The organism is Hymenobacter artigasi (assembly GCF_012275535.1).
GTDB classification, from domain to species: Bacteria; Bacteroidota; Bacteroidia; order Cytophagales; family Hymenobacteraceae; genus Hymenobacter; species Hymenobacter artigasi.
In genome coordinates, this window is record NZ_JAAVTK010000001.1 from 41058 (window position 1) to 64828 (window position 23771).

16 protein-coding genes are annotated in these 23771 nt (G+C 61.8%); 1 reads left to right on the forward strand and 15 read right to left on the reverse strand.

Going from position 1 to position 23771, the window contains the following annotated elements; translation table 11 throughout:
- Positions 1–223: 223 nt before the first annotated feature.
- Positions 224–1255, forward strand: a complete 1032-nt coding sequence (locus HBN54_RS00200; RefSeq protein ID WP_168671135.1) for a Gfo/Idh/MocA family protein — start codon at positions 224–226, stop codon at positions 1253–1255.
- A gap of 79 nt (positions 1256–1334) precedes the next feature.
- Here the strand turns inward: HBN54_RS00200 and HBN54_RS00205 are convergent, their stop codons facing one another.
- From HBN54_RS00205 to HBN54_RS00275, 15 genes are all read right to left on the reverse strand, one after another.
- On the reverse strand, positions 1335–3350 hold the full coding sequence (locus HBN54_RS00205; protein ID WP_168671136.1) for an alpha/beta hydrolase family protein: 2016 nt from the start codon (positions 3348–3350) through the stop codon (positions 1335–1337).
- Between the two features lie 5 nt (positions 3351–3355).
- A complete protein-coding gene (gene fbp, locus HBN54_RS00210; protein WP_168671137.1) occupies positions 3356–4366 on the reverse strand; it encodes a class 1 fructose-bisphosphatase in 1011 nt (336 codons plus the stop codon).
- A 95-nt stretch (positions 4367–4461) separates the two neighbouring features.
- On the reverse strand, positions 4462–4845 hold the full coding sequence (locus tag HBN54_RS00215) for a nuclear transport factor 2 family protein (RefSeq protein ID WP_235955325.1): 384 nt from the start codon (positions 4843–4845) through the stop codon (positions 4462–4464).
- 173 nt (positions 4846–5018) lie between these two features.
- The gene (locus tag HBN54_RS00220) at positions 5019–6383 is read right to left on the reverse strand and encodes an MFS transporter (RefSeq protein ID WP_317170058.1); all 1365 of its coding nucleotides are present in this window, start codon (positions 6381–6383) and stop codon (positions 5019–5021) included.
- Between the two features lie 71 nt (positions 6384–6454).
- Positions 6455–7111, reverse strand: coding sequence for a beta/alpha barrel domain-containing protein (locus tag HBN54_RS00225; RefSeq protein ID WP_168671139.1), 657 nt, complete (start codon positions 7109–7111; stop codon positions 6455–6457).
- An 88-nt stretch (positions 7112–7199) separates the two neighbouring features.
- Positions 7200–8210, reverse strand: coding sequence for a sugar kinase (locus tag HBN54_RS00230; protein ID WP_168671140.1), 1011 nt, complete (start codon positions 8208–8210; stop codon positions 7200–7202).
- A 150-nt stretch (positions 8211–8360) separates the two neighbouring features.
- A complete protein-coding gene (uxaC, locus tag HBN54_RS00235) occupies positions 8361–9794 on the reverse strand; it encodes a glucuronate isomerase (protein WP_168671141.1) in 1434 nt (477 codons plus the stop codon).
- 147 nt (positions 9795–9941) lie between these two features.
- Positions 9942–11594, reverse strand: a complete 1653-nt coding sequence (locus HBN54_RS00240; RefSeq protein ID WP_168671142.1) for a UxaA family hydrolase — start codon at positions 11592–11594, stop codon at positions 9942–9944.
- Between the two features lie 144 nt (positions 11595–11738).
- On the reverse strand, positions 11739–13274 hold the full coding sequence (locus HBN54_RS00245; protein WP_168671143.1) for a tagaturonate reductase: 1536 nt from the start codon (positions 13272–13274) through the stop codon (positions 11739–11741).
- A 58-nt stretch (positions 13275–13332) separates the two neighbouring features.
- Complete coding sequence (gene pelA / locus HBN54_RS00250) at positions 13333–14448, reverse strand: pectate lyase (protein ID WP_235955326.1); 1116 nt, start codon at positions 14446–14448, stop codon at positions 13333–13335.
- 181 nt (positions 14449–14629) lie between these two features.
- Positions 14630–16429: a RagB/SusD family nutrient uptake outer membrane protein gene (locus HBN54_RS00255; RefSeq protein ID WP_168671144.1), complete on the reverse strand. Its 1800-nt coding sequence runs from the start codon at positions 16427–16429 to the stop codon at positions 14630–14632.
- An 11-nt stretch (positions 16430–16440) separates the two neighbouring features.
- Positions 16441–19764, reverse strand: coding sequence for a SusC/RagA family TonB-linked outer membrane protein (locus tag HBN54_RS00260; protein ID WP_168671145.1), 3324 nt, complete (start codon positions 19762–19764; stop codon positions 16441–16443).
- A gap of 42 nt (positions 19765–19806) precedes the next feature.
- A complete protein-coding gene (gene kduI / locus HBN54_RS00265) occupies positions 19807–20637 on the reverse strand; it encodes a 5-dehydro-4-deoxy-D-glucuronate isomerase (RefSeq protein WP_168671146.1) in 831 nt (276 codons plus the stop codon).
- A 100-nt stretch (positions 20638–20737) separates the two neighbouring features.
- Positions 20738–21508: an SDR family oxidoreductase gene (locus HBN54_RS00270; RefSeq protein ID WP_168671147.1), complete on the reverse strand. Its 771-nt coding sequence runs from the start codon at positions 21506–21508 to the stop codon at positions 20738–20740.
- A 547-nt stretch (positions 21509–22055) separates the two neighbouring features.
- The gene (locus HBN54_RS00275) at positions 22056–23747 is read right to left on the reverse strand and encodes a sodium/sugar symporter (protein WP_168671148.1); all 1692 of its coding nucleotides are present in this window, start codon (positions 23745–23747) and stop codon (positions 22056–22058) included.
- Positions 23748–23771: the final 24 nt, after the last annotated feature.

The following is a 23771-nucleotide window of genomic DNA, read 5'->3' on the forward strand; positions in this document are numbered from 1 at the left end:
CCCGCTCAACCCAACGAGTGGTTTTTCCAACGCAAACGCCGGACCCGAAGGATAGTGCCCGGCGCGGCGCATAAAAACCCGGTACAAGTTAGGCACAATCAAAAAAGCAATTCGCCAACAGTCGGGCTTAAAGTGCTTTGCCTTTTGATTATTACTTTTTTTCTCAGCAGCATCCTTTTCCTTGCTGCCAACCACAAACCCGGCCGGGCTTTACATTTGACGCATGACACCCTCCCCCCCTATTCGTACCGCTTTGCTGGCCTATGGCATGTCGGGCAAGCTTTTTCAGGCTCCCTTTCTGGCCGCTCATCCCGGCTTCGAGCTGTACGGCGTGGCCGAGCGCACCGAGCAGCGCATGCACCTGGACTATCCCGACATCCGCAGCTACCCCAGCGTAGCCGACGTGCTGGCCGACCCCAGTATTGAGCTGGTAGTGGTGAACACGCCCAGCAACACCCACTTCGACCTGGCCAGCCAGGCCCTGCGCGCCGGCAAGCACGTCCTGCTCGAAAAGCCCGTGGCCACGTCCGTAGCGCAGCTCCAGGAGTTATTGGCCTTGGCCCAACAGCAGGACCGCCACCTGCTGGCCTACCAGAACCGCCGCTGGGACAGCGACTTTGGGGCCGTACGGCGCGTAGTGGAAAGCGGCCAGCTGGGTCAGCTTTTCGAAGTGCACATTCGCTACGACCGGTACAAGCCGGCGCTGCATTTCAAGAAATTCAAGGAGGAGCCCGGCCCCGGCGCGGGCCTGCTCTACGACCTCGGCCCGCACATCATCGACCAGGCCCTGAGCCTGTTTGGCCAGCCCATCAGCGCAACAAAAACCTTGGGCAGCTACCGCCCCGGCACGCAGGTCGACGACTTTTTCTCGCTGCACCTGCGCTACCCGGCCGGTCTGAACGTGTGGGTGAGCTCGGGCCTGCTCATCGCCGACCCCGGGCCGGCCTACGTGCTGCACGGCACCCAAGGCAGCTACCAAAAAGGCCGCACCGATGGCCAGGAAGCCCAATTATTGGCCGGAATGTCGCCCCAAGCCCCCGAATACGGCCACGAGAAGCCCGGCCAGGAAGGCCGCCTCACCCTAGCCGCGCCCGACGGCACCCTGAGCACCACGCCCGACCCGGCCGCCCCCGGCGACTACATGGGCCTGTTCGAAGCCGTATTCCAAACCATCCGCCACGACGAGCCCTACCCCATCCGCGACGAGCAACTGCTGTGGCAGAATGAGCTGCTGGAGCAGCCGGCGGTGCTGTAGAAACGCGATACTTCGCGTCTCAGCGTGCGCGCCATTTCAACGGTTGCCGTTCAGCGAGGAGACGCGAAGTGTCGCGTCGCTACGGGGTTTTTCCTACCACCAGCCTACTGCCCAGCGCCTGCTGCAAATCCGGCAAATCGTAGTGCCGCAGCACGCCGGGCAGCACTTCCGAATACACGTTTTTAGTAGTTGGCTGCGCCAGTAGCTGCTGATACGAGGGCGGCATTTTATCCAGCGTTAGTTTCATAATATCCGCCCAAAGTACGGCCGCGTGCATGGCCGGCACCACGGCCCGGCCACTGGCGCGCAGCTCCACAGGCGCGCCCGCCAGCGGGTCGGCGTTGTGCACGAATACGCGCAGGATGTCGATATCGGCCAGGCGCTGGATGGGCAGCGGGCGGCCTTCGTGCAGGGCCAGCAGGGCGTTGCGGTATTCGCGGTTGTAGTATTTGGGGTCGATGGCGGCGGTGGGGTCGGCGGTTTCACCCAGGCCGCGCAGGTCGGCCAGAAGCACTGCTGTGCCTTGTTGGAGGTATGCCTGCACCTGGGCCGCGCTGCTGTCGAGCACGGCTGCCTTGCCCCCATCGGCCAGCCAGATGATGACTTTGGTGGGCCGCGCCGAGCCAGCAGGCAGGGCCAACAGCACGGGCAGCGGTGGCTCGCCCGGCCGACGCAACACGAACTTTTGCAGAGTTAGGCCGGCGCGGCACAGGGTGTCCAGGCGCTGGATTTCTACCTGCGTGGGTCGGCTGTCGCTGATTATTGCCGGGGCATAACTGCGTTGCTGCTGTTGCACCGTCGCCAGTATTTCGGCGGCAGTGGCCGGGCGGCGGGCGGCCAGCCGTTGGGCTTCGGCTAAATGCTGGCTAGCAAGTGAAGCTTCGTCCTTAAAAGCAGTATTGACCTGGCCCGTAGCCGTGCATTGCAGCTCTTTGGTGGTTGAAACCGCTACATTCCCTTCCCGCACTGGCGCGGCATCGCCGTAAAACCAGCGCCGAAACCAGGCCACGGCCGCCTCCCGCTTGGGCTGCGAAATGCCGTGGCCGTCGTCATACGTGAATAAGTCGAGCTGCCCGGGCTTGCCCAACGCCGTGTAAATCCGCCGGGTTTCAGCCGTGGCGGCTTCGATTTGCGTGTAGTCCACGAAATCGTAGCGGCCGGCCAAAATCAGCAGCGGCTTGGGCGCGAACATGATGGGCCAGTCGGCAATGTCGAGGCGGGCGCGGCCGGCCCCGGGCAGCTGCACGCAGCCATCGGCGGGGCCGGTCAGCTCCAGGTTTTTCTCGCCGCTGGCCACGTAGCTGCACAGCGCGGCCACCTTCATGCGCGGCTCCAGGGCCATGAAATAAGCCGTTTGGGTAGCGCCGCCGGAGTTGCCGAGGCAGCCGAGTCGGGCGGTGTCCACTTCGGGGCGCGTGAGCAGGTAGTCGAGGCTGCGGGCGTTGTCCCAGAACTCTTCGCCGGGCGTGGTATGGCCCAGCAGGGTGGCGTCGGCGTTAAGTAGGGTATGCTCAGTAGTGCCGCCCCGGGCCAGGGGCTGGCCGGCCGCATCGGTCAGCTGCATGCGCTCGCCCTGCGAGATGGGGTCAACCACAAGCACCACAAAGCCGTGCTGCGCAAGCAGAATCGCCGTTTTCTGGTACGATACCGTAGCTTTTGACTCCTGCTCGTGTCCGCAGAAGAGCAGTACGCCGGGCTTTCTGCCTTTGCCGGCCGGCACGTACAGATTGGCCGTGACGTGATGGTGCGGCGTGCTTTCGTAGATGATTTTCTCAATCTGAAAGCCCATTCGTTGCAGCTTGCCCGTTACCTGCGCCCGTAGCGGCGTGCGGGCCGGCAGCGGCCCCAGCACCCGCCGAAAGCGCGCCCGCACGCTGTCGCGGTAGGCCAGCGCTCCGGCGGCCGATTGCGCGGCGCGGTCCAGCTCGGCGGCGCGGGGCGCATACTGGGCGTGCAGCTGTTGCAGCAGGTAGGTGGTGAGGGTGGTCGGGGCTTTCCAGTCGAGCACGTTGGGGCCGGGCTGCTGGGCCTGCGCCGCCCGCCCGGCCAGTACCATCAGCCCGAGGAACAGTCCGATTTTTGCCCGCGTGCCCATGCTTATCAGGACGCGGCCACGGCCTGGAGCTCCTTCACCAAATCGGCGGAGCCTACGAAGAGTGGGGCGCGCTGGTGCAGGTCGGCGGTGGGCGGCACGTCGAGGACCACATCGGCCCCGGTCACGGCCATGCCGCCGGCCTGCTCGATGAGGAAGGCCAACGGGTAGCATTCGTAGAGCAGGCGCAGCTTGCCGCCGGGCTTGTCGGCCGTGGGCGGGTAGAGGTAAATGCCGCCCGTGAAGAGGTTGCGGTGGTAGTCGGCCACCAGCGAGCCCACGTAGCGGGCCGTGAGGCGGCGCTCTTTGCAGGTGGTGAGGTAGGTCCGCACGAACTCGGGGTAGTCGAACCAGTTGCCCTCGTTGCAGCTGAACACCGGCCCGTGCTGCGGAATCTTGATATCGGGGTGCGAGAGGAAGAATTCGCCCAGCGAGTTTTCGTAGGTGAAGCCCGTCACGCCGTGCCCGGTGGTGTACACCAGCATGGTGCTGGAGCCGTACAGGATGTAGCCGGCCGCAATCTGCGCCCGCCCGCCCTGCAGAAAGTCCTCCTTGCGGGCCGGCCCGCCAATGCGCGACACCCGGCGATAAATGCCGAAAATGGTGCCGATGCTCACGTTCACGTCAATGTTGGACGAGCCGTCGAGCGGGTCGATGGCCACCACGTACTTACCGTTGTCGTTGCCGGTCTGGATGATTTCCTCGTTTTCCTCGGAGAGTACCGCGCAGGCCTCGCCCCCGTTGGTAAGGGCCCTAATGAAGCGGATATTGGCTTCCACGTCGAGCTTCTGCTGGGCTTCGCCCTGCACGTTCTGCTCGCCCATGGCCCCGGTAATGCGCGAAAGACCGGCGCGGTTCACCTCGCGGTTCACGATTTTACCGGCCAGGGCAATATCGCGCAGCAGCTGACTCAGCTCGCCGGTGGCGTAGGGAAACTCGGCCTGCTTGCGCATGATGTAGCGCTCCAGGGTAATGCCAACGGGCGTGGCGAGGGCATTTTCGGTAGTAGTCTGGGACATCGGGTGGGGAATGTACCGCAGACTCTGTGAGTCTGCGGATGGGTAGGTTTTAATTGGGCAGCGCACGGATTCGCAGCATCCACGCTACATTTCTACTAGGCTTGTTTCTGGGCCTGCCACAGCACTACCTGCCAGCCTTTTTTCCTGTCCTTAATTTGCACCACCACATACTTGATGCGGGCTACGATAGTGCTGCCATCGGGCTTGGGCGGCGAGGTGATGCGGATGGTGCCGTTCACGACAGCCGTTTTGTCGTCGTTGTAGGCGCGCACGTTCAGGGCGTCAATTTCGATGCTGCCGTACTGGCTTTTGCCGTCGCGGATGCTCTGAATGTATTCGGCTTTGGTGTTTTCGTGGCCGTCGCCGTGGGTGTATACCAGGTCATCGCCCAACACTTTTTCGAGCACTGCGTAGTCCCTTTTCACCTGCGCCTCGAAGCGCTGACGCTCCAGAGCTTCCACTTCTTTTTCAGCAGTCATTTTCTTGGAGCCAGGGGCTTGGGCAAGGAGAAATAAGGGCAGCGCAAGCAATAGCGCCAGCAGTAAAGGCCGCGTTTTCATGTTCTTAAACAAACGGTTGGAGAGAAGCCCAAACGGCGCGGCACTCGGGGCCACTGGCCCCAAGGAAGTACCGCGCCGTTATGAGGAAATGGTTATTCGTCGTCGAGCTTGATAGGCTCCATCTTCGGCACCAGTGTGAACATCAGCACCCAGGCCAGCAGATAAGCCGCGCCGCAGATGAAGAACATGATGTAGTAGGCCTTATCGATTTGGCCGATGCTTTCGAAGTGCACAAACATGCGTTTCTGCACCAGCGCCGTGAGGGCAATGCCGCCCAAACCGCCCGCCATGCCGCCAATGCCCGTGACCGAGCCCACCGCCCGCTTCGGGAACATATCCGACACTGTGGTAAAGATATTGGCGCTCCAGGCCTGGTGGGCGGCTGCCGCGATGCCAATAACCAGCACCGCCAGCCACATATTGATGCCCCCCAGCCACTGCGCAAACACAATGGGGAATACGCAGCAGGCAATGAGCAGCATGGCCGTTTTGCGGGCTTTGAAGGCGGGCATGCCGCGCTTCATGAAGCCCAGCGGCAGGTAGCCGCCACCCACGCTGCCGATGCTCGACAGCACATACACCGCCGCTACCGGCAGGGCAATGGCCGTGCCCTTGAGGTGGTACTGCTTGCCCAGAAAATCGGGCAACCAAAACAGGTAGAACCACCAGATAGGGTCGGTGAGGAACTTGCCAATCACGAAGGCCCAGGTCTGGCGGAAGCTCAGCAGGATGGCCCACGAGGCCTTGGGCTTTTCCTCCGTTACGCCCTCGCTGGGCAGACCGGCGGGAATATCGGCATTGATGTAATCAAACTCAGCCTTGCTCAGGCGGGCGTGCTTGGCGGGCGTTTCGTAATACACCATCCAGAGCACCAGCCAGACAAAGCCCAGCGCACCCGTGATAATGAAAGCCCACTGCCAGCCAATACTTTCGGCGATGAGCGGCACCGTGAGCGGGGCCACAATGGCTCCCACGTTGGAACCCGAGTTGAAGATGCCCGTGGCCAGTGCCCGCTCCCGCTGCGGAAACCACTCGGCCGTGGTTTTGATGGCGGCCGGGAAGTTGCCGGCTTCCGTGATGCCCAAAAAGCTGCGCGCAATGCCGAAGCCAAACGTGCTGCTCACCAGCGCGTGGCCCATGGCCGCCACGCTCCAAAGGGCCGTGGAGAGGGCGTAGCCCAGCTTCGTACCCAGCTTATCAATGATGCGGCCCGCGCCCACCATACCCACCGCGTAGGCCAGCTTAAAGGCAATTTCGATGTTGGCATAGTCGCCCGAATTCCAGTGAAACTCGGTTTCAAGGTAGGGCTTCAGCAGCGAGATAACCGCCCGGTCGAGGTAGTTAATCGTGGTGGCGAAGAACACCAGGGCGCAGATGGTCCAGCGGAATTTGCCCATCACGGCATTGGCCGAGGCCAGCGGAGAATCAGGCGGCGCCTGAGCGGAAGATGTCATCATCGAGTTCGGGAATTTGAAACCAGGGCATTACTCGGATTCAACCAACGGCACGCGTCGCGCACCATTAGACACTACTTTTTCAGGGATTCAACTACCTGCATCATCTTGTTGATACTGGCAGCCAAGGCGTCGGTATCATCGGCATTTTTGAACAGCTGCGAGCCCATGCCCACCGCATTCACGCCCGCGCCAAACCAGGCCGAAAGGCTGGCCTCGGTGGGCTCCACGCCGCCGGTCACCATCAGTTTGGTGTGGGGCATGGGGCCGCGCAGGGCCTTCACGTAGTCGGGGCCGACGAGATTGCCGGGGAAGATTTTCACCACGGCCGCGCCCAGCTCGCTGGCGTTGTAAATCTCGGTGGGCGTCATGGCGCCGGGCAGCCACGGAATGTCATGGGCGCGGCACACCTCGGCTACCTCGGCGGTGGCCAACGGCTGCACCACAAACTCGGCCCCGGCGGCAATGAACTGCTCGGCCTCGGCGGCTTTGTATATGGTGCCGATACCCAGAACCATGTCCGGGCACTGCCGGGCTACGAAATCCTGCAACTCGGTGAACACGGACAGCGCTTTCTCGCCCCGGTTCACGAACTCGAACACGCGAATGCCGCCCGTGTAGCAGGCCTGCAAAATGCGCTGCGTGTAGGCCGCATCGGCGTGGTAAAACACCGGCACCACCGGGTAGCGGAGCAGCGTGGCAAGGGTTTCGGCAGGGGTATGGCGAGGCATTTGTCTGAGCTGTTAGCTTTTAGCTGATAGCCATTAGCTTGTTTTAATAATTTAAAAAGCTAACAGCTAAGAGCTGTTAGCTAGAAGCTTACCTTAATAAACGGCCGCTGGTGTTGCCCTTCATGATTTCTTCCACCTCGGCCACGGTCACCAGGTTGATGTCGCCGTGGATGGTGTGCTTGAGGGCCGATGCGGCCACCCCGAAAGTGAGGGCCTGCTGCGGGTTGTCGTAAGCCAGCGAGCCGTAGATGAAGCCGGCCATGAAGGCATCGCCGCCGCCAATGCGGTCCACAATGGGGTTGATGTCGTAGGTGACGGTTTCGAGGAACTGCTGGCCGTCGTAGAAAATGCCTTTCAGGCCGTTGTGCGAGGCGCTGTGGGTTTTGCGGCGGGTGGTGATGACTTGCTTGATTTGCGGGAACCGCGCCATCACCTGCCGGGCCACCGATACAAACTTGTTATCGGTGCCGGGCTCGGGCACGATGCTGAACAAGTCCTCGGCGTCGTTCTCAGAGCAGACCACGATATCGCAGCCCGCCACCAGCTCCGCCATCACGCTCTGGGCCGTCTGGCCGTACTGCCACAGGTTGCGGCGGTAGTTCACGTCGGCCGATACGGTGATGCCCAGGCGGCGCGCGGCGGCAATGGCCTGGCGCGTGGCCTCGGCCGTAGTGGCCGAAATGGCGGGCGTGATGCCCGTCCAGTGCAGCCAGCCGGCATCTTTCAGGATTTCATCCCAGCTGAATTTGGCCGGGTCAAGGTGGGCGAAGGCCGAGTTGGCGCGGTCGTACACCACCTTGCTGGGGCGCATCCCCGCCCCCACTTCCAGGAAGTACAGGCCGAGGCGGTCGCCTTCGTACACGGTGGCGTCCATGTTCACGCCCAGGGCGCGGAACTGCTGGGCGGCCGCGTGGCCGAAATCGTTGGCCGGGAAGCAGGTGACGTGGGTGGCGGGCACGCCCAGCCCGGCCAGCGAAGCACCCACATTAGCGTCGCCGCCGCCGTAGGTGATTTCGAGGTGTTGGGTTTGCGCGAACCGGTAGTTCAGCGGCGGCGACAGCCGCATCATGATTTCGCCGAACGTGACAACTTGCTTCATTGGGTGGGGGTGGTTGGGGACTTGATTAATCAGCTGTCATCCTGAGCGCAGCGAAGGACCTTGTCACGTTCGCACCGTTCGCATTATCACAAGCTATTCTAACGTGACAAGGTCCTTCGCTGCGCTCAGGATGACAAGCGGAAACAACTGCTAAGCCGTTACGGCAGCGGCTTCCGCCACTTTGCCAAAGCCGAAATACTCCTTGGCATTGCCGTAGCAAATATTCTGCACGGTGCGGCCCAGCAAATCCATGTCAGCCGGCAGCTCGCCGTTTTCCACATCGTTGCCGAGCAGGTTGCAGAGCACGCGGCGGAAATACTCGTGGCGCGGGTACGAGAGGAAGCTGCGCGAATCCGTGAGCATGCCCACGAAGCGCGGTAGCAGGCCCATGTTGCTCAGGGCGTTGAGCTGTTTTTCCATCCCGTCCTTCTGGTCGAGGAACCACCAGCCGGAGCCGAACTGCATCTTACCGGCCACCGAGCCATCATTGAAGTTACCAATCATCGTAGCCATCAGGTCGTTGTCGGCCGGGTTGAGGTTATAGATGATGGTTTTCGCCAGCTTGTCCTGACCGTCGAGCCGGTCGAGGAAAGTGGACAGGGCGCGGCCCTGCGGGAAGTCGCCGATGGAATCCCAGCCGGTATCGGGGCCGAGCTTACGGAGCATGCGGGAGTTGTTGTTGCGCAGCGCGCCGATGTGGTACTGCTGCGTCCAGCCTTTTTCCCAGTCCATTTCGGCCAGCAAAACCAGCATGGCCGCCTTGAACTGGTGGTTTTCGGTGTGCGTCAAGTCACTGCCACTCCGGATTTTCAGGAAGATGGCAGCGGCTTCGTCCGCCGTGTATTCGGCGGCGTAAATGTGCTCCAGGCCGTGGTCCGACAGGCGGCAGCCTACGCTGGCGAAGAAATCGTGGCGGCGGCGCAGGGCCGTTTCAAGGTCGGCGAAGGTGCTGATTTCTACTTCGGCGGCCGCGCCCAGCTTGTCGAGGTAGGCGTTGTAGCTGCGGGCATCATCCACGGCCATCGCCTTATCGGCGCGGAAGGTGGGCAGCACGTTCACGCCCAAGCCGGCGGCAGCAATGGCCTGGTGGTGCTCCAGCGAATCGGCGGGGTCATCGGTGGTGCAGAGGGTTTCCACCTGCATCTTTTTCAGCAGGCTTTGCACCGAATATTCGGGGGTCTGGAGCTTGGCGCTGCACTCGTCGTAGATGCGGCGGGCGCTTTCCTTGTTCAGCAATTCGGTGATGCCGAAGTAGCGCTGCAGTTCCAGGTGTGTCCAGTGATACAGCGGGTTGCGCAGCGTATAGGGCACGGTTTCGGCCCATTTCTCAAACTTCTCCCAGTCCGATGCATCACCGGTGATGTAACGTTCGGGCACGCCGTTGGCTCGCATGGCGCGCCACTTGTAGTGGTCGCCGTAGAGCCAGATTTGGGTGATGTTCTCGAACTGCTTGTCCTCGGCAATCTGGTCGGGCAGCAGGTGGTTATGATAGTCGATGATGGGCATCTGCTTGGCATACTCGTGGTAGAGCGTGCTGGCCGTAGCGGTCTGGAGCAGGAAATCGTCGTTGAGAAAAGGCTTCATAATCAATCAGGAAGGCAGAACCTGGGTTCTGATAAATTCGAATGATTTCAGGAGTCGAAGGTAGCCCGGGGCAGGGCGCGTAACCCTCATTGGCCATCCTGATTCCGGTATTTATTAGCGAAAACGGTTGCGTAAATAATTGGTGGGCTACAACGACACGCCGCGTTTCCACGGAATGAAATCGGTTTGGTCGTGGCGCACGGCGGCCACTTCCTCCCCGCTGGCCACGCGGATAACGTAGTCGAGAATGCGCTCGCCGGCCTGCTCAATGGTTTCCTCGCCGTCAATTACGGTGCCTGTATTTACGTCGATGATGTCGGGCATACGGCGGGCCAGGGCCGTGTTGCTGGATACTTTGATAACCGGCGCGATGGGGTTGCCGGTAGGCGTGCCCAGGCCAGTAGTGAAGAGCACGATGTTGGCCCCCGAGCCCACCTCAGCCGTCGTGGATTCCACGTCGTTGCCGGGGGTGCAGAGCAGGTTCAACCCCGGCTTGGTCACCAGCTCGGGGTAGTCGAGCACCGCCACCACGGGCGAGGAGCCGCCTTTGCGGGCCGCCCCCGCCGATTTCATGGCGTCGGTAATCAGACCGTCGCGGATGTTGCCGGGCGAGGGGTTCATATCGAAGCCCGAACCCACAGCGATGGCGCTGTCGCCATAAGCCTTCATCAGGCTGCTGAAGCGCTCGGCGGTTTCCTGGTTCACGCTGCGGTCCACCAGTTCCTGCTCCACGCCGCACAGTTCCGGGAATTCGGCCAGGATGACCGAGCCGCCCAGGGCCACCAGCATATCGGAAACGTGACCCAGGGCCGGGTTGGCCGAGATACCGGAGAAGCCGTCGGAGCCACCGCACTCCAGCCCGATGTTCAGGGCGCGTAGCGGGGCGGGCTCGCGGCGGGCCTGGTTGGCCAGCATCAGGCCGGCAAACGTCTGGCGCAGGGCAGTGCTGATGAGTGTTTCCTCGGTGCCGAGCTTCTGCTGGTCGAGGATGTAGAGCGGCTTACTGAAATTGGGGTCACGCTTCGCGATTTCGTCCTGCAGCATGCTGGCCTGCGCGTTCTGGCAGCCCAGGCTGAGCACGGTGGCACCGGCCACGTTGGGGTGCGTGATGTAGCCGGCCAGCAGGCCGCACAGCGTCTGGGCATCCTGGCGGATGCCGCCGCAGCCACCCTCGTGCGAGAGAAACCGAATGCCGTCCACGTTCGGGAACGGGCGGCTTTTTTGAGTTGAATCGGAACTGGCTTCGAGGTCGGCGCTGAGGATTTCCTCCACCGTCTTGCCAGCCTGCATCAGCTCCACCAGCTTGCGGGTTTCGGGCTGGTAGGTTTTGCGGCGGGCGTAGCCGAGGTCAGTAATCAGCGCATCCTGGAGCACCTGAATGTTGCGGTTTTCGCAGAATACCAGCGGGATAACCAGCCAGTAGTTGGCGGTACCCACGCGGCCATCGGCGCGGTGGTAGCCCTGAAAGGTGCGGTCCTGCCAGGCACTTACATCGGGCGCGGTCCAGGCGGCGCGCTGGTGGGCATTTTCGTCGTAACTATTGGTGGCATGCTGGATGTTAGCAGTGGTGAGGCGGCCGCCGGGGCGGATGGCTTCGCGGGCAGTGCCCACAAGCACGCCGTACATGGTCACAGGCTGGCCGGCGGTCAGGCCCAGGGGCGCGAGCTTGTGCTTGGCCGGAATGGCTTCGGCGGTGGTAATAAAGCCATTTTCCCACGGCACTTCGGTGCCGATGGGCAGGTCGGCGAGGGCGACCAGCACGTTATCGGCGGGGTGAATGCGGGCAACTTGGTGTTTCATATCAGATATCGATTAAATCAGGCCGTCATGCTGAGCGTAGCCGAAGCACCTCTACTGCTTCGTTGCAGCGAAGGGAATTACTCTATTGGCAGAGATGCTTCGACTTCGCTCAGCATGACGGTCTTGCTTATTTATACTACGCAGCTACGAAGCAACGGCCGCAGCTTTGCGGGCGAAAAACGCGGCCAGCGTGGCCGGTACGCCTTCGGCCAATAGCTGCGCCAGGTAGTGGCTCACCTTGTCGGCAAAGCCGGGCAGGCGGGTCAGGTCGTGGCCCCAGAGGGCGTTATTGTGCAGGGCGGCGGTGGTCAGCTCCTCGGGCGAGAGCCGGGCCCAGAGGTCGGCAAAGTAGCCGGCGCGGTCGTCCTGGATGGTATAGGGTTGGCCGTTGGCTTCGCCATGGCCAGTGCTGGCCCCGGTAGTGGTGTTGCGCATAAACAGCAGGTAGGCCGCGAAGCCCAGCGCCATGTAGTGCGGCACGGCGCTGTGCTGCTGGTAGTAGTGCAGCAGCGTAGGCACGTTGCGCATCTGCATCTTGGCAGTGCCCTGCATGGCAATGGCCAGCCAGCGGTGCTCCAGGTAGGGGTTGCGGAAGCGGTCGAGGACCTGCATGCCGAAGCGCTGGCCCACTTTCTCATCCACCGCGAAGGGAATGCCGGGCAGCAAATCGGCCAGCATCAGGTTGTGAATGAACCGCGCCAAATCTTCGTTTTCCAGGGATTCGCGCACCGTGGTGCAGCCCGCCAGGTGGGCCAGCCCGTAGCTGAGCGTGTGCGTGCCATTCAGCAAACGCAGCTTCAGCTCGCGGAACAGCGTGATATCGGGCCGAATAACTACGCCAGTCGCCGCCGTGTAGAAGGACAACACCTCGCGCACCCGCTCGCTACCTTCAATGGCCCACAGTGAGTAGGCTTCGGCCACGGTCAGCAGGTCGTCCTGGTAGCCCAACTCGGCTTGCAGGGCTTCGTAGGCGGTGGGCTCGGGCCGGCCGGGTACAATGCGGTCGACCAGCGTATTACAGAAATCGTTAGCCGCTTCGAGCCAGTCGATGAAGGCGCTGCCGAGGTCGTTGCGGTGGGCCAGCTCCAGCACAATGGCTTCGAGCTTGCGCCCGTTGTCCGGAATCAATTCGGTGGGCACGATGACCAGTCCACGGTTCATATCGCCCTCAAATGCCTCAAAACGGGCGTAGAGCACGGCCAGCAGCTTGCCCGGAAACGAGGTCGGCGGCGTGAGGTGAATGTCCTCGTTCACCAGCTGAATACCGACTTCGGTGGTGTTCGAAATCACCACCTGCAGGTCGGGGCTGGCGGCAAATTTCAGCACCTCAGCCCACTGGCTTTTGGCCGAGAGCACGCGGCTGATGCTGGCGCACACCACGTTTTCCTCCACCGGGTGGCCGTCATCCACGCCGCGCACGCACACGGTGTACAGGTTATCCTGGCGCTCGAAGGCCGTGGCATCGCCGCCGTCGGTGCTTTTCACCACCACAATGCGGCCGTTGAATATGCCTTTCCGATTGGCCTCGTCAATCATGAAATCGGGCAGGCCGCGCAGCAGCACGCCGGTCCCGAACTGGAGCACTTTTTCGGGCAGCGCAAACAGCGCCGATGCGGGCCAGGACACGGCGGCCGAAGTATGGGGAGTGGCCAGGGCCAGTTGGTGGGTGAGCGTGTCCATGTCGTAATGGGGCTGGAAATGGTATTGGTGGCTGAACGAAGCGGGAATTCGGGGGCAGCTAGTGCCCTCCCGTACTCACCCGTTTTTGCCAGGCGGGGAATTCTTTGGTTAGTAATTTTTCGGGCCAGACACCGGCGTAGAGGTAGCCGGCGCGGCGCTCGTTCTCAATCTCGGTAAGCTGGTAGTGCACCTGGCTGTCGCGCCCCACGTAGATGGGCCGGTCAGTATCCAACTCATAAAAGCGCGCCCAGAGGTTGGCCCCGGGCGTGGGCACGATGACGCGGTCGAGTACTTTTTTGGAAGATGGCAGCGTGACTTCCTGCACGGCGTAGCCCGTCATTTTCACTTTCTCAAACCAGGCCATGGCACTTTCAATGGACTTGCGCACGGATGCCGAGGGGTTTTCTACCCCCATCAGAAACCGCACGATGTCCACCGACTCATCCCCGCTCAGCGAGGCCAGCTCGAAGGCGCGGGCCTTGGCCGGTTGCAGGGTTTTCTCATCATACTGGGCGCACCAGGCCGTGGGCTGGCCCTGGCGCACATATTGCGTTTTCAGAATGCAGCCGATGCCGCGCTCTTCGGCCGCCTGGGCCTGGGGCACCAGCGCCGCATCGAGGCCGGCGAAGGGCGGCTGCTGGCGGGCTACTTTGCGCAGCACCCCCAGCGCCTGCACCATGGCGTTGTCGTTGTAGGTAATCTGGTGGCGGTAAATGGCCACGTCGGGGTAGTACTGCGGGAAGCCGCCATTGGCATACTGCATTTTCAGCAGGTAGCGAATGCCGTTTTCGGCAGCCTGGCGGTAGGCGGGGTTGTTGGTTTTTTGGTACGCGGCGGCCAGGTAGTTGATTTCGCGGCTCGTGGCGTTGTTATCGATGGTGGCGTCGTTGCGGTTTTTGTCCTTGAGGGTACTAGCCCGCTCATCGGCACTCAGCGGGTGGCTGTAGTCCACCTTTTTGGTACCTACGGCCTTGGGCCAGCCGCCCACGGCCCGCTGAAACACCAGCATCTTTTCGGCGGTGGTGTCCTGCATCACTGCTTGCGACGGCGCGGCCTGGGTGGCTCGGAAATGCTCCGAACCACCCGTGGCTACTACTTCCTGCCGGGTCGGCGTAGTTCCAAGTCCCACCTTGCCCAGCCCCGCCAGCAGGAGCAGTATTTGCAGCGTCATCATGCGTTGAGATGTGGGGCCGCAGCCCCGATAAAAAACTGGTTTACTTAAATCAGCGGCAGGGCCGGCTCCGGTCCGACCGCCCTGGGCGGTCCGACCGGTTGTCGTGTGGGCGAAACCGTGCTTGCTTCAACCGGTCAGACCGCCTGGGGCGGTCAGACCGGCGCAACGGCTCCTACTCAAATCAGTAGCCGGGGTTCTGCGTCAGCTTGGTATTGAGGTTGATGGACTCGGCCGGAATGGGCAGCAGCTGGTGCGCTTCGGTGAAGCCCGAGGCGATGTCGTTGATGCGCGTAACGGTGATGCCCGACGTGGCCGTCACGTTAATCCACTCGACCCGGGTGGTGCCGGCGGGCGCGGGCACGATTGACGAAGGCTTGTAGTACGAGTTCAGAATGCGCAGCGGCCCGTAGGTGGTGGGCGTGGTGTAGTAGATGTACTGCGGCAGCTCGCTGTTCACGGCAGCGGTCAGGGTGTTCAGCCGGGCCTTGATTTCCTGGAAAGTAGCACCCAGGCGGTTCCAGCGAATCAGGTCATACTTGCGGATGCCTTCGCCGCCAAACTCCAGCAAACGCTCGCGCATGATGGCCGTGCGGAAAGCCGCGTAGCCCGCGCCAATGGCCGGGGGCGTGGCCGCGCCGTAGCCCCGTACCCGCACCTCGTTCAGGGCGCTCACCGCTTTCGTGCTGGGGCCGTTGCCCAGCTCGTTGTCGGCCTCGGCGTACATCAGCAGCACATCAGAAAAGCGGATGAGGGGCCAGTTGAAGCCCAGGCCCTGCGCGGCGCTGGAGCGCAGGGTGGCATTGCTGCTCCACTCGCGGCGGAACTTGCCGTCGTACACCGTCACGGCGTTGGTATGCAGGCGCTTGGGGCCGGCATCGATGCTGTACGGGGCCAGCGTGACATCGCGGCGCGTATCGGTCGAGTCGAAAGCGTAGAAGTACGTGGGCGTGGCCACAATGGAGCCCTGGGTAGTGGACCCGTAGGCCGCCGAAATGGCCGTGACGCGCGGGCCGGTGGCGTAGCCCAGCTTGCTGTCGGTGGTGGAGGGGCTGGTGGTGCCGCCCATGGCAACCTCAAAAATCGTTTCGTGCTTCAGGTCGCGGCGGTACTCGCAGATGGCCCGGAAGGGCTCCTCGAAGCTGGCGTTGAGGTCGTGCTCGGCGCGGTTGCTCATGAGGTCGTTGCACTCGGTGCGCACGATTTCATAGTACGTATTCCGGTCGGCGGCCTGCAGCATGCTCTTGGCTTCCGGGTCGTAGTAGAAGCTGGCGCGGTACAGGGCCAGGCGGGCGCGCAGCGCCTTCACGGCCCCTTTGCTGATGCGCTCATCGGAACCGGCGGCCGAGCGCCAGGGCACCAGCGGCGTGGCCAGGGCCAGGTCGGCAATCATGCGGTCCAGAATGGCGTTGCGCTTGGTGCGCGGGGTGTTCAAATCCTGGCCGGTCACGGTGGGCTCGTAGGGCGAGGGCACATCGCCCCAGTTGCGCACCAGCTCGAAGTAGTACTGGGCCCGCAGGGTGAGGGCTTCGCCGTAGAGGCGCTGCACGGCGGCCTGGTCGGTGCCGCCGGCATACTGCGTCATGCCCGGGATGTACTTGATGCAGATGTTGGCCCGCTCAATGCCCCGGTACAGCGCATTCCAGGCGTTGCGCACGTCGGCGTTGGTGGTGTTGGCTACGTAGCGGGCAATGCCGCGGCGGCCGTCGCCGGCGTCGGTGCCGGTGGGCGAGTTCAGGAAATCCTCCGAATCGTAGGGAAAGTACGTGCTGATGCGGCTGCCGTACGCCACATCGCCGGCCATGGGCGCGTAGGCCCCGATAACGGCATTGTAGGCTCCGCTCACGCTGCTGAACACGGCCGTGGAGGTATCAACCGCCGTGGGCTGCACTTCCAGGTAGTCTTTGCACGATACCAGGCTGGTGAAACCGGCCAGCCCAAGGGCCAGCAGGGCCGGGCGAAAAAATGGTTTTATCGTTATCATGATAGGAACAATTAGAAAGTCAGGTTCATGCCAAACAGGAAGGCGCGGCTGCGCGGATACGCGGCGTAATCGACACCCGGCGTGAGCGAGGTGGAGCGGCGGGTATTGACTTCGGGGTCGAAGCCGGTGTATTTGGTGAACGTATATATATTGTTGAGCGTCACGTAGAAACGGGCCGACTGAAGCCGGGCGTACTGCGAAATGGACCGGGGCAGTGTGTAGCCCATGGTCACGTTATTGATGCGCAGGAACGAACCGTCCTCGATGGCCCAGGAGTGCAGGAACAGCTGGCGCGTGGGGCTCCAGATGCTGGCGTTCTGGTTCACGCGGGCCGAAGTGGCCACATCGGTGATGATGGCCCCGTTCTCGTCAATCTGGCGGTACCGGTCCTTCATAATGGCCAAGCCGTTGGCCAGGTTGCCGTTGGCCAAGTACGAGGTCAGCTCAATCTTATTGGCGTTGTAGATGTCGTTGCCCACCACCCAGTTCAGGAAGATGCTGGCATCGAACCCCTTGTAGGAAAACTGCTGGTTGAGGCCGCCCGTGAACTTGGGGTTGGCATTGCCGATAACCTGGCGGTCGTTGGTGTCTATCACCCCGTCGCCGTTGATATCCTTGAGCTTGATGGTACCGGGCGTCACTTCGCCGCTGCTAAAGCCGGTGATGCCTTTATCGCTCTTAACGCCGTCTTTCAGTATCCACTGGTTGGTAGCGGTGTTGTAGCCCTTAAAGTCGTCGGCGGTATAGAAGCCTTTGCTACCGTTATCGAAGTCCGTTACGTAGCCATACATCAGGCCCACGGGCTGGCCCACGGCCACGTAGTAGTCGCCGGTGATGGCCGTGCTGGCCCAGCCCGAGTACTGGATGGGCAGGGCCGCCGAGCCGCCCAGGTCCTCCACGCGGTTGCGGTTGAAGGAGAAGTTGGTGTTGGCCGACCAGCTGAAGTCCGGCGTCTTAATCACGGTGCCGGTAAGCTGCAGCTCCAGACCACGGTTCGAGGTGGAGCCGATGTTGATGAGCTGCGTGGTGTAGCCGCTGCTGGGGTTAATGCTCAGGTTGAGCAGCAGGTCGGAAGTGCGGTTGTAGTAGGCATCGGCCGTGAACTGCACGCGGTTGTTGAACAAGCCCAAATCGAGGCCCACGTTGGTGGAGGCCGTGGTTTCCCACTTCAGGTTGGGGTTGGCCAACGAGGTGGCGGCGATGCCCGGCGTCAGGTTGTCGTTGAGGGCGTAGTAGGTGTTCGGAATCGGGTTCAACGGGCCGCTGGTGCCGAAGAGCGGGTCGTAGAGGAAGTCGTTGATGCGGTTGTTGCCCGACAGGCCGTAGCTCAGGCGCAGCTTGGCATCGGTGATGGTGGCCGCGAAGGGCTCCATGAACTTCTCCTGCGAGAAGCGCCAGGCCGCCGAAGCCGCCGGGAAGTAGCCCACCTTGTTGCTGCCCTTGAACTTCGACGAGCCGTCGGCCCGGAACGTGGCCGTGAACAGGTACTTGCCGTCGTAGTTGTAATTCAAACGGCCAAAGCCGGAGAGCAGGTGCGAGTCTTCGGTCACGCCGGTTTGCGGGCCGAGCTGGGGCGTGGTGGGGGCGCTGGGGTCGCGCTGGCCAATGTTATCCACGGCCCGGTCAAAGCCAATGGCTTTGGGCAGGTAGTAGCTCGTTACGTTCAGGAAGGGGTTGCGGCGCTGGTAGGTTTCCTCACCCACCACCCCATCGAACGTGTTCTTGCCAAACTTGAGCGTGTAGCTCAGCACGTTGGAGTTGTTGAGCGTCACGGCCTGGCCGGTGTTGATGCTGATGTAGGGCAGGCCACTCTGGGTGCGCACCGCCGGTGAATACTGGCCGTAAAAGTCTTCTAGGCGCGCCGTGGTGTAGTCGAAGCCCAGCGTGGAGCGGAACGACAGGTTCTTGGTGAAGTTGTAGCTGGCGTTGCCGCTCAGGTTGAACACCCGGCTGCGGTTTTTGCGCGTCTCGTTGTTGATGGTCAGAATCGGATTCGAGAGCGAGTTCGATGCCGAGAAGAATTCATCGTCCGGATAATCATCCACCGGTATCCCCGCGTTCAGCTGTTGCGAGGTCACGATGGGCAGATACACCAGCGAGTTGCGCAGGCGCGTGCTGGTAGTCGAGGCCGTAGTGGAGCCGGTGGTACCGCCCCCCGTGATTACCTGGTCGGTGAGGCGGCTGGAAAAGCCCACCCGGAATTTATCGTTGGCTTTGTGGTCGAGGCGAAAGTTCACCAGGTTCCGGACAAAGCCAGTGTTGAGTTGGATGCCGTTTTCGTCGTTGCGCGTCAGGCTCAGCGAGTAGGTAGTGCCTTTGGCTCCGCCCGCCACCGATATGTTGTGGGTTTGCTGGAAGGCGTCGCCGCCAAACACCCGGTCCTGCCAGTTGATGAAGTCGGCGTTGCGCGATACGCCCAGCGTGTCGTAGCCGGGCACCGTGCTGCTATACGGCCGCTGGTCGCGGAACGTAGTGCTGCCGAAACGGTTCTTAAAAGCCGACAGAGACGAGCCGCCCGAAATGCGCGACTTCTCATAGGCGTAGTCCACATAGTCGGCCGATTGCAGTACAGGCAGCGTTTTCACGATGCGGCGGAAGCCGGCAAACCCGTTGTACGTCACGGTAGTACGGCCTTCCTTGCCGCCTTTGGTGGTGATGATAACCACGCCGTTGGCACCCCGGGCGCCGTAGATGGCCGTGGCCGAAGCATCCTTCAGCACGTCGACGGAGGCAATATCCTGCGGCGAGAGCACCGCCAGGGCATTTTCTACCTGCACGCCGTCCACCACGTACAGCGGCGAGTTGTCCTGCGTGATGGAGCCACCGCCCCGCACCCGCACCTGCACCGACGAGCCGGGCTGGCCTTCCGAGGAAGTAACCTGCACCCCGGCCAGACGGCCAGCCAGCGCTTCGGCCGCCGAGTTTACCGGCACATCCTTGATTTGCTGGGCATTAACCGACGCCACCGAACCGGTCACATCGCGCCGCTGCACCTCCTGAAAACCGATAACTACTACATCATCCAGCTGCTTGCTGTCGGCGACCAGCGTGACGTTGATGGTCGCCTTGTCGCCCACCTTCACGGCCTGCGATACATAGCCCACGTAGCTGAAACGCAGGCTGACATTCGAGCTATTGGCGGGCAGCGTGATGGAGAAGTCGCCATTGGGCCCGGTCGAAGCGCCGTTGGTGGTGCCTTCAACGAGGACGGTCACGCCCGGCAGGGTTTCGCCGTCGGCCGCCTTCACAACGCCCTGGACCTGGCGGCTTTGCGCCACCGCCAGCCCGATGCTCCCCAGGAGCAGCAGGCAGAGCAGGAGAAGATGTTTTTTCATCAGATAAAGAATTTGGGTGGGAGTTTTTTGTCAATCAATCGATTAGCGCAGCATGTCGAGGGGCACGGCGTCCATATCGGTGTACTCGCGGTTTTCGCCGGCCATGCCCCAGATGAAGGCATAGTTGCTGGAACCGCAGCCGGTGTGGATGGACCACGGCGGCGAGAGAATGGCCTGCTCGTTGCTCACCCACAGGGGGCGGGTTTCGGTGGGCTCGCCCAGCAGGTGCAGCACGCGCTGGTCCTGGGGCAGGTTGAAATAGAGGTAAGCCTCCATGCGCCGGTCGTGGGTGTGGCTGGGCATAGTGTTCCACACGTTGCCCGGCTTGAGCTGGGTGAGGCCCATCACCAGCTGGCAGCTCTGGATGCCTTCGGCGTAGATGTATTTGTAGATGGTGCGCTCGTTGGCGGTTTCCATAGCGCCCATTTCCACGGGCGTGGCTTCGGCCTGGGTGCGGCGGGTGGTGGGGTGCCCGGCGTGGGCCGGAGCCGAAAGCAGATAATACTTCGCCGGATTGGCCGCGTCGGCGCTGGCGAAGGTTACTTCCTTGCTGCCCATGCCCACGTACAGGCAATCCTGGTTGCCCAGCTCGTACACCGTGCCATCCACGGTGATGGTGCCGGCGCCGCCCACATTGAGCGCGCCCAATTCGCGGCGCTCCAGGAAGAAGCTGGCCTTCAGCGACTCCGGGCAGGGCAGCGTCAGCGCCGTTTCGGCGGGCTGCGCACCGCCCACAATCATGCGGTCGTAGTGCGTGTAGGTCAGCTCGATTTCGCCGGCGGCGAAGATGTTTTCAATCAGGAAGTGCTCCCGGAGGCCGCTCGTGTTGAGCGTGGCCGTTTCGCGGGGGCCAATGGCAAAGCGCTGAGTCATGGAAGGGTTGAGTTTTAAGGGTTGAAGGTTGAGTTTTGATTTTGCGAGAGCCGGGTGAGATTTCAATTCAAAATTCAACCCTCAAAACTCAACATTTCATCTACCGTCCCATCCAGCCGCCGTCGACGGTGAGGATGGTGCCGTGCACGTAGTCGCTGGCGGCCGAGGCCAAGAACACGGCCGGGCCCTGGTAGTCGGTGGGCAGGGCCCAGCGGCCGGCCGGAATGCGCGAGAGGATGGCGGCGCTGCGCTCTTCATCCTGGCGCAGGGCGGCGGTGTTGTCGGTGGCCACGTAGCCGGGCGCGATGGCGTTCACGTTCACGCCCTGGCCGGCCCACTCGTTGGCGAGGGCTTTCACCAGGCTGCCCACGCCGCCTTTGCTGGCCGCGTAGCTGGGCACGTTGATGCCGCCCTGAAAAGTGAGCAGCGAGGCGGTGAAGATGATTTTGCCGCTGCCGTTTTTCAGCATCTGGCCGCCAATGGCGCGGGCCAGGCGGAACGGCGCGTCGAGGTTGATGCTGAGCACGGCGTCCCAGTCCTCATCGGAATGCTCGGCAGCCGGGGCGCGGCGGATAATGCCGGCGTTGTTAAACAGAATGTCGATGACCGGAAAGTCGGCCTGCACTTCCTTAATGAAGCCCTGCAACTCGTCGAGCTTGCCGAAATCGGCCTCGTAGCCCCGGTATTCGCGGCCCAGCGCCTGCACCGCTACTTCGGTTTCGCCGCCGGCGGGCATGTGCATGGATACACCGATGATGTCGGCACCCGCCTCGGCCAGGCCGAGGGCAATGGCTTGTCCGATACCCCGGTCGCAACCCGTGACCAGGGCACGCTTGCCGGCTAAGCTAAAGGCAGAAGAAAATGCAGTCATAAAAGGGACGATGTTGGGACGATGAAGAAGAGCCGACAGGCCCAAAAAAGTAGTTGGGGCCGTTCCTGCTTCTTAAAGGTTTGGTGAAGCCTCAGCCAAAAGCAAGAGTTGGACAATATTTTTTTGCGCAATCGTTGCCGGGAACGATGCCATGTGCGCCTCCCCTACCCAAACCCGGCACCAAATATGCCTCAGGCACTAAAATTTCCACAAAGCCCACCCGGCTTGCCCAGCCTACTGCAACAAGACCAATTATTGAATTTTTCCAATATAGCCGGTTCCCAACCCATCACCGACACGCCCCCCGGATTTCGCAGATTTACTCCACCAAAGGCCCGCAAAAAGCCCCGGGAGCCAGTCGTTCCAAAACGACCAGTTCCCGGGGCTTCCGGTTGGCAATTGCGCAAATGGGCCTACTGCGCCACGTTCGGCCCCCACTCCCGCAACAGGGTTGACGGGGCAGCGGGCTGCAGGGCCAAGCTCAGCAGCGGCACCCGCTATTCAAACGGGGTGCTTATTTCATGCGCTGGTTCGCGCGAGCCCGGCCCTACCAGTAAATGGTGTACAAGGCGGTGATGATGACCAGGATAACGGCCGTGCCAATGGCAAAGCTGGGCTGCGGCTTGAACATGCTGCTGTCGATTTCCAGACCGTTGGTTTTCACGCCACGGCTCTTCTCATACAGGCTGATAATAATCATCCCAATCACGCAGAAGATGAACACGAAGCCCATCCGGTCAAGGAAAGGGATTTCGTAGACACCGGCGGCATTTTTAATGGAGAAGCCGAAGGGCGAGAGGAACGACAGGTTTACTACCCCGGGCAGGAATTTGAGCAGAATCGAGAGCAGAAAGCCGCCGATGGTAGCAAACAGCGCCGCGCTCGACGTCGTTTTCTTCCAGAAAAAGCCCAGGATGAACATGGCAAAAATGCCCGGCGACACAAAGCCCGTGTACTCCTGAATGTACTGAAAACCGCCTTTTTTGTCGATGCCCAGGTGCGGCGCGATGAGCACGCCCAGAATCATGGCCACGACTACGGCAATTTTGCCGGTGCTTACCAGCGTCTTTTCGGAAGCAGCGGGGTTGATGACTTTCTTGTAAACGTCGAGGGTGAAGATGGTGGCGATGGAGTTGGCTTTGCCGGCCAGCGAGGCCACCACGGCGGCCGTGAGGGCGGCAAAGGACAGGCCCTTGAGGCCCACCGGCAGGATGTTGAGCAGCACCGGGTAAGCGCGGTCAGGGTTTAGCTCGCCGCCCGAAACCATGGCCTTGCCGAACTCACCAAAGATGTCCTGCTTATACAGCACGTAGGCCGCGATGCCGGGCAGCACCACAATTACGGGCATCAGCAGCTTGAGGAAGGCAGCAAACAGGATACCGGCGCGGGCCGTGGGCAAATCGGCTCCCAGGGCGCGCTGGGTGATGTATTGGTTGCAGCCCCAGTAGTTCAGGTTCACAATCCACATGCCGCCGAGCAGCACCGTGAGGCCCGGCAGGTCCATGTAGTTTTCGTTGTCGCGCTTGAAAATCATCTGGAAGTGGTCGCTGGCGTGCTCCGTCATCAGGCTAAAGCCGTTGAGGACGCCCGAGGAACCGTAGTGCTCAGCTACCAGGTTCAGGGCCAGGTAGGTAGTGGCCAGACCGCCGAGAATCAGGAAGAACACCTGGATAACGTCGGTGAAGCCAATCACCTTCATGCCGCCGAGGGTGATGATGACCGCGAAACCGGCCAGCATGTACATGCAGAACGTCAGGTTCAGGCCCGCGATGCTGCTGATGGCAATGGCCCCGAGGTAGAGAATGGAGGTCAGGTTGACCACGATGTAGAGCGCCAGCCAGAACAGGGCCATAATCATGGCCACCGTGCCGTTGTAGCGCTGGCTCAGGAACTGCGGCATGGTGGCAATGTTGTTCTTCAGGTACACCGGGATGAAGAACACGGCCACGACCACCAGCGTGATGGCGGCCATCCACTCGTAGGTGGCAATGGCCAGGCCCATCTTAAAGCCCGAGCCCGACATGCCCACAAACTGCTCGGCCGAGATGTTGGAGGCGATGAGCGAGGAGCCGATGGCCCACCACGTCAGGGAGCCTTCGGCAAGGAAATAGTCTTTGGAATCGCCTTCGATGGTGCCGTCGTGGCCGGTTTTGCGCCGGTAAATCCAGATGCCGTAGCTGGACACGATGATGAAGTAGACGAAGAAAACGATGTAATCAATCGTAGCGAGCTGGTTCATTGAACGAAGAATGGGAATTTAGAG

Bases quoted from the DNA above. Each gene is read 5' to 3' on its own strand.
- HBN54_RS00215 (WP_235955325.1), bottom strand. From the start codon at position 4,845: ATGACTGCTGAAAAAGAAGTGGAAGCTCTGGAGCGTCAGCGCTTCGAG.
- HBN54_RS00225 (WP_168671139.1), bottom strand. From the start codon at position 7,111: ATGCCTCGCCATACCCCTGCCGAAACCCTTGCCACGCTGCTCCGCTAC.
- HBN54_RS00230 (WP_168671140.1), bottom strand. From the start codon at position 8,210: ATGAAGCAAGTTGTCACGTTCGGCGAAATCATGATGCGGCTGTCGCCG.
- kduI (WP_168671146.1), bottom strand. From the start codon at position 20,637: ATGACTCAGCGCTTTGCCATTGGCCCCCGCGAAACGGCCACGCTCAAC.
- pelA (WP_235955326.1), bottom strand. From the start codon at position 14,448: ATGATGACGCTGCAAATACTGCTCCTGCTGGCGGGGCTGGGCAAGGTG.
- HBN54_RS00245 (WP_168671143.1), bottom strand. From the start codon at position 13,274: ATGGACACGCTCACCCACCAACTGGCCCTGGCCACTCCCCATACTTCG.
- HBN54_RS00220 (WP_317170058.1), bottom strand. From the start codon at position 6,383: ATGATGACATCTTCCGCTCAGGCGCCGCCTGATTCTCCGCTGGCCTCG.
- HBN54_RS00275 (WP_168671148.1), bottom strand. From the start codon at position 23,747: ATGAACCAGCTCGCTACGATTGATTACATCGTTTTCTTCGTCTACTTC.
- HBN54_RS00270 (WP_168671147.1), bottom strand. From the start codon at position 21,508: ATGACTGCATTTTCTTCTGCCTTTAGCTTAGCCGGCAAGCGTGCCCTG.
- HBN54_RS00255 (WP_168671144.1), bottom strand. From the start codon at position 16,429: ATGATAACGATAAAACCATTTTTTCGCCCGGCCCTGCTGGCCCTTGGG.
- HBN54_RS00200 (WP_168671135.1), top strand. From the start codon at position 224: ATGACACCCTCCCCCCCTATTCGTACCGCTTTGCTGGCCTATGGCATG.
- HBN54_RS00260 (WP_168671145.1), bottom strand. From the start codon at position 19,764: ATGAAAAAACATCTTCTCCTGCTCTGCCTGCTGCTCCTGGGGAGCATC.
- fbp (WP_168671137.1), bottom strand. From the start codon at position 4,366: ATGTCCCAGACTACTACCGAAAATGCCCTCGCCACGCCCGTTGGCATT.
- HBN54_RS00240 (WP_168671142.1), bottom strand. From the start codon at position 11,594: ATGAAACACCAAGTTGCCCGCATTCACCCCGCCGATAACGTGCTGGTC.
- uxaC (WP_168671141.1), bottom strand. From the start codon at position 9,794: ATGAAGCCTTTTCTCAACGACGATTTCCTGCTCCAGACCGCTACGGCC.
- HBN54_RS00205 (WP_168671136.1), bottom strand. From the start codon at position 3,350: ATGGGCACGCGGGCAAAAATCGGACTGTTCCTCGGGCTGATGGTACTG.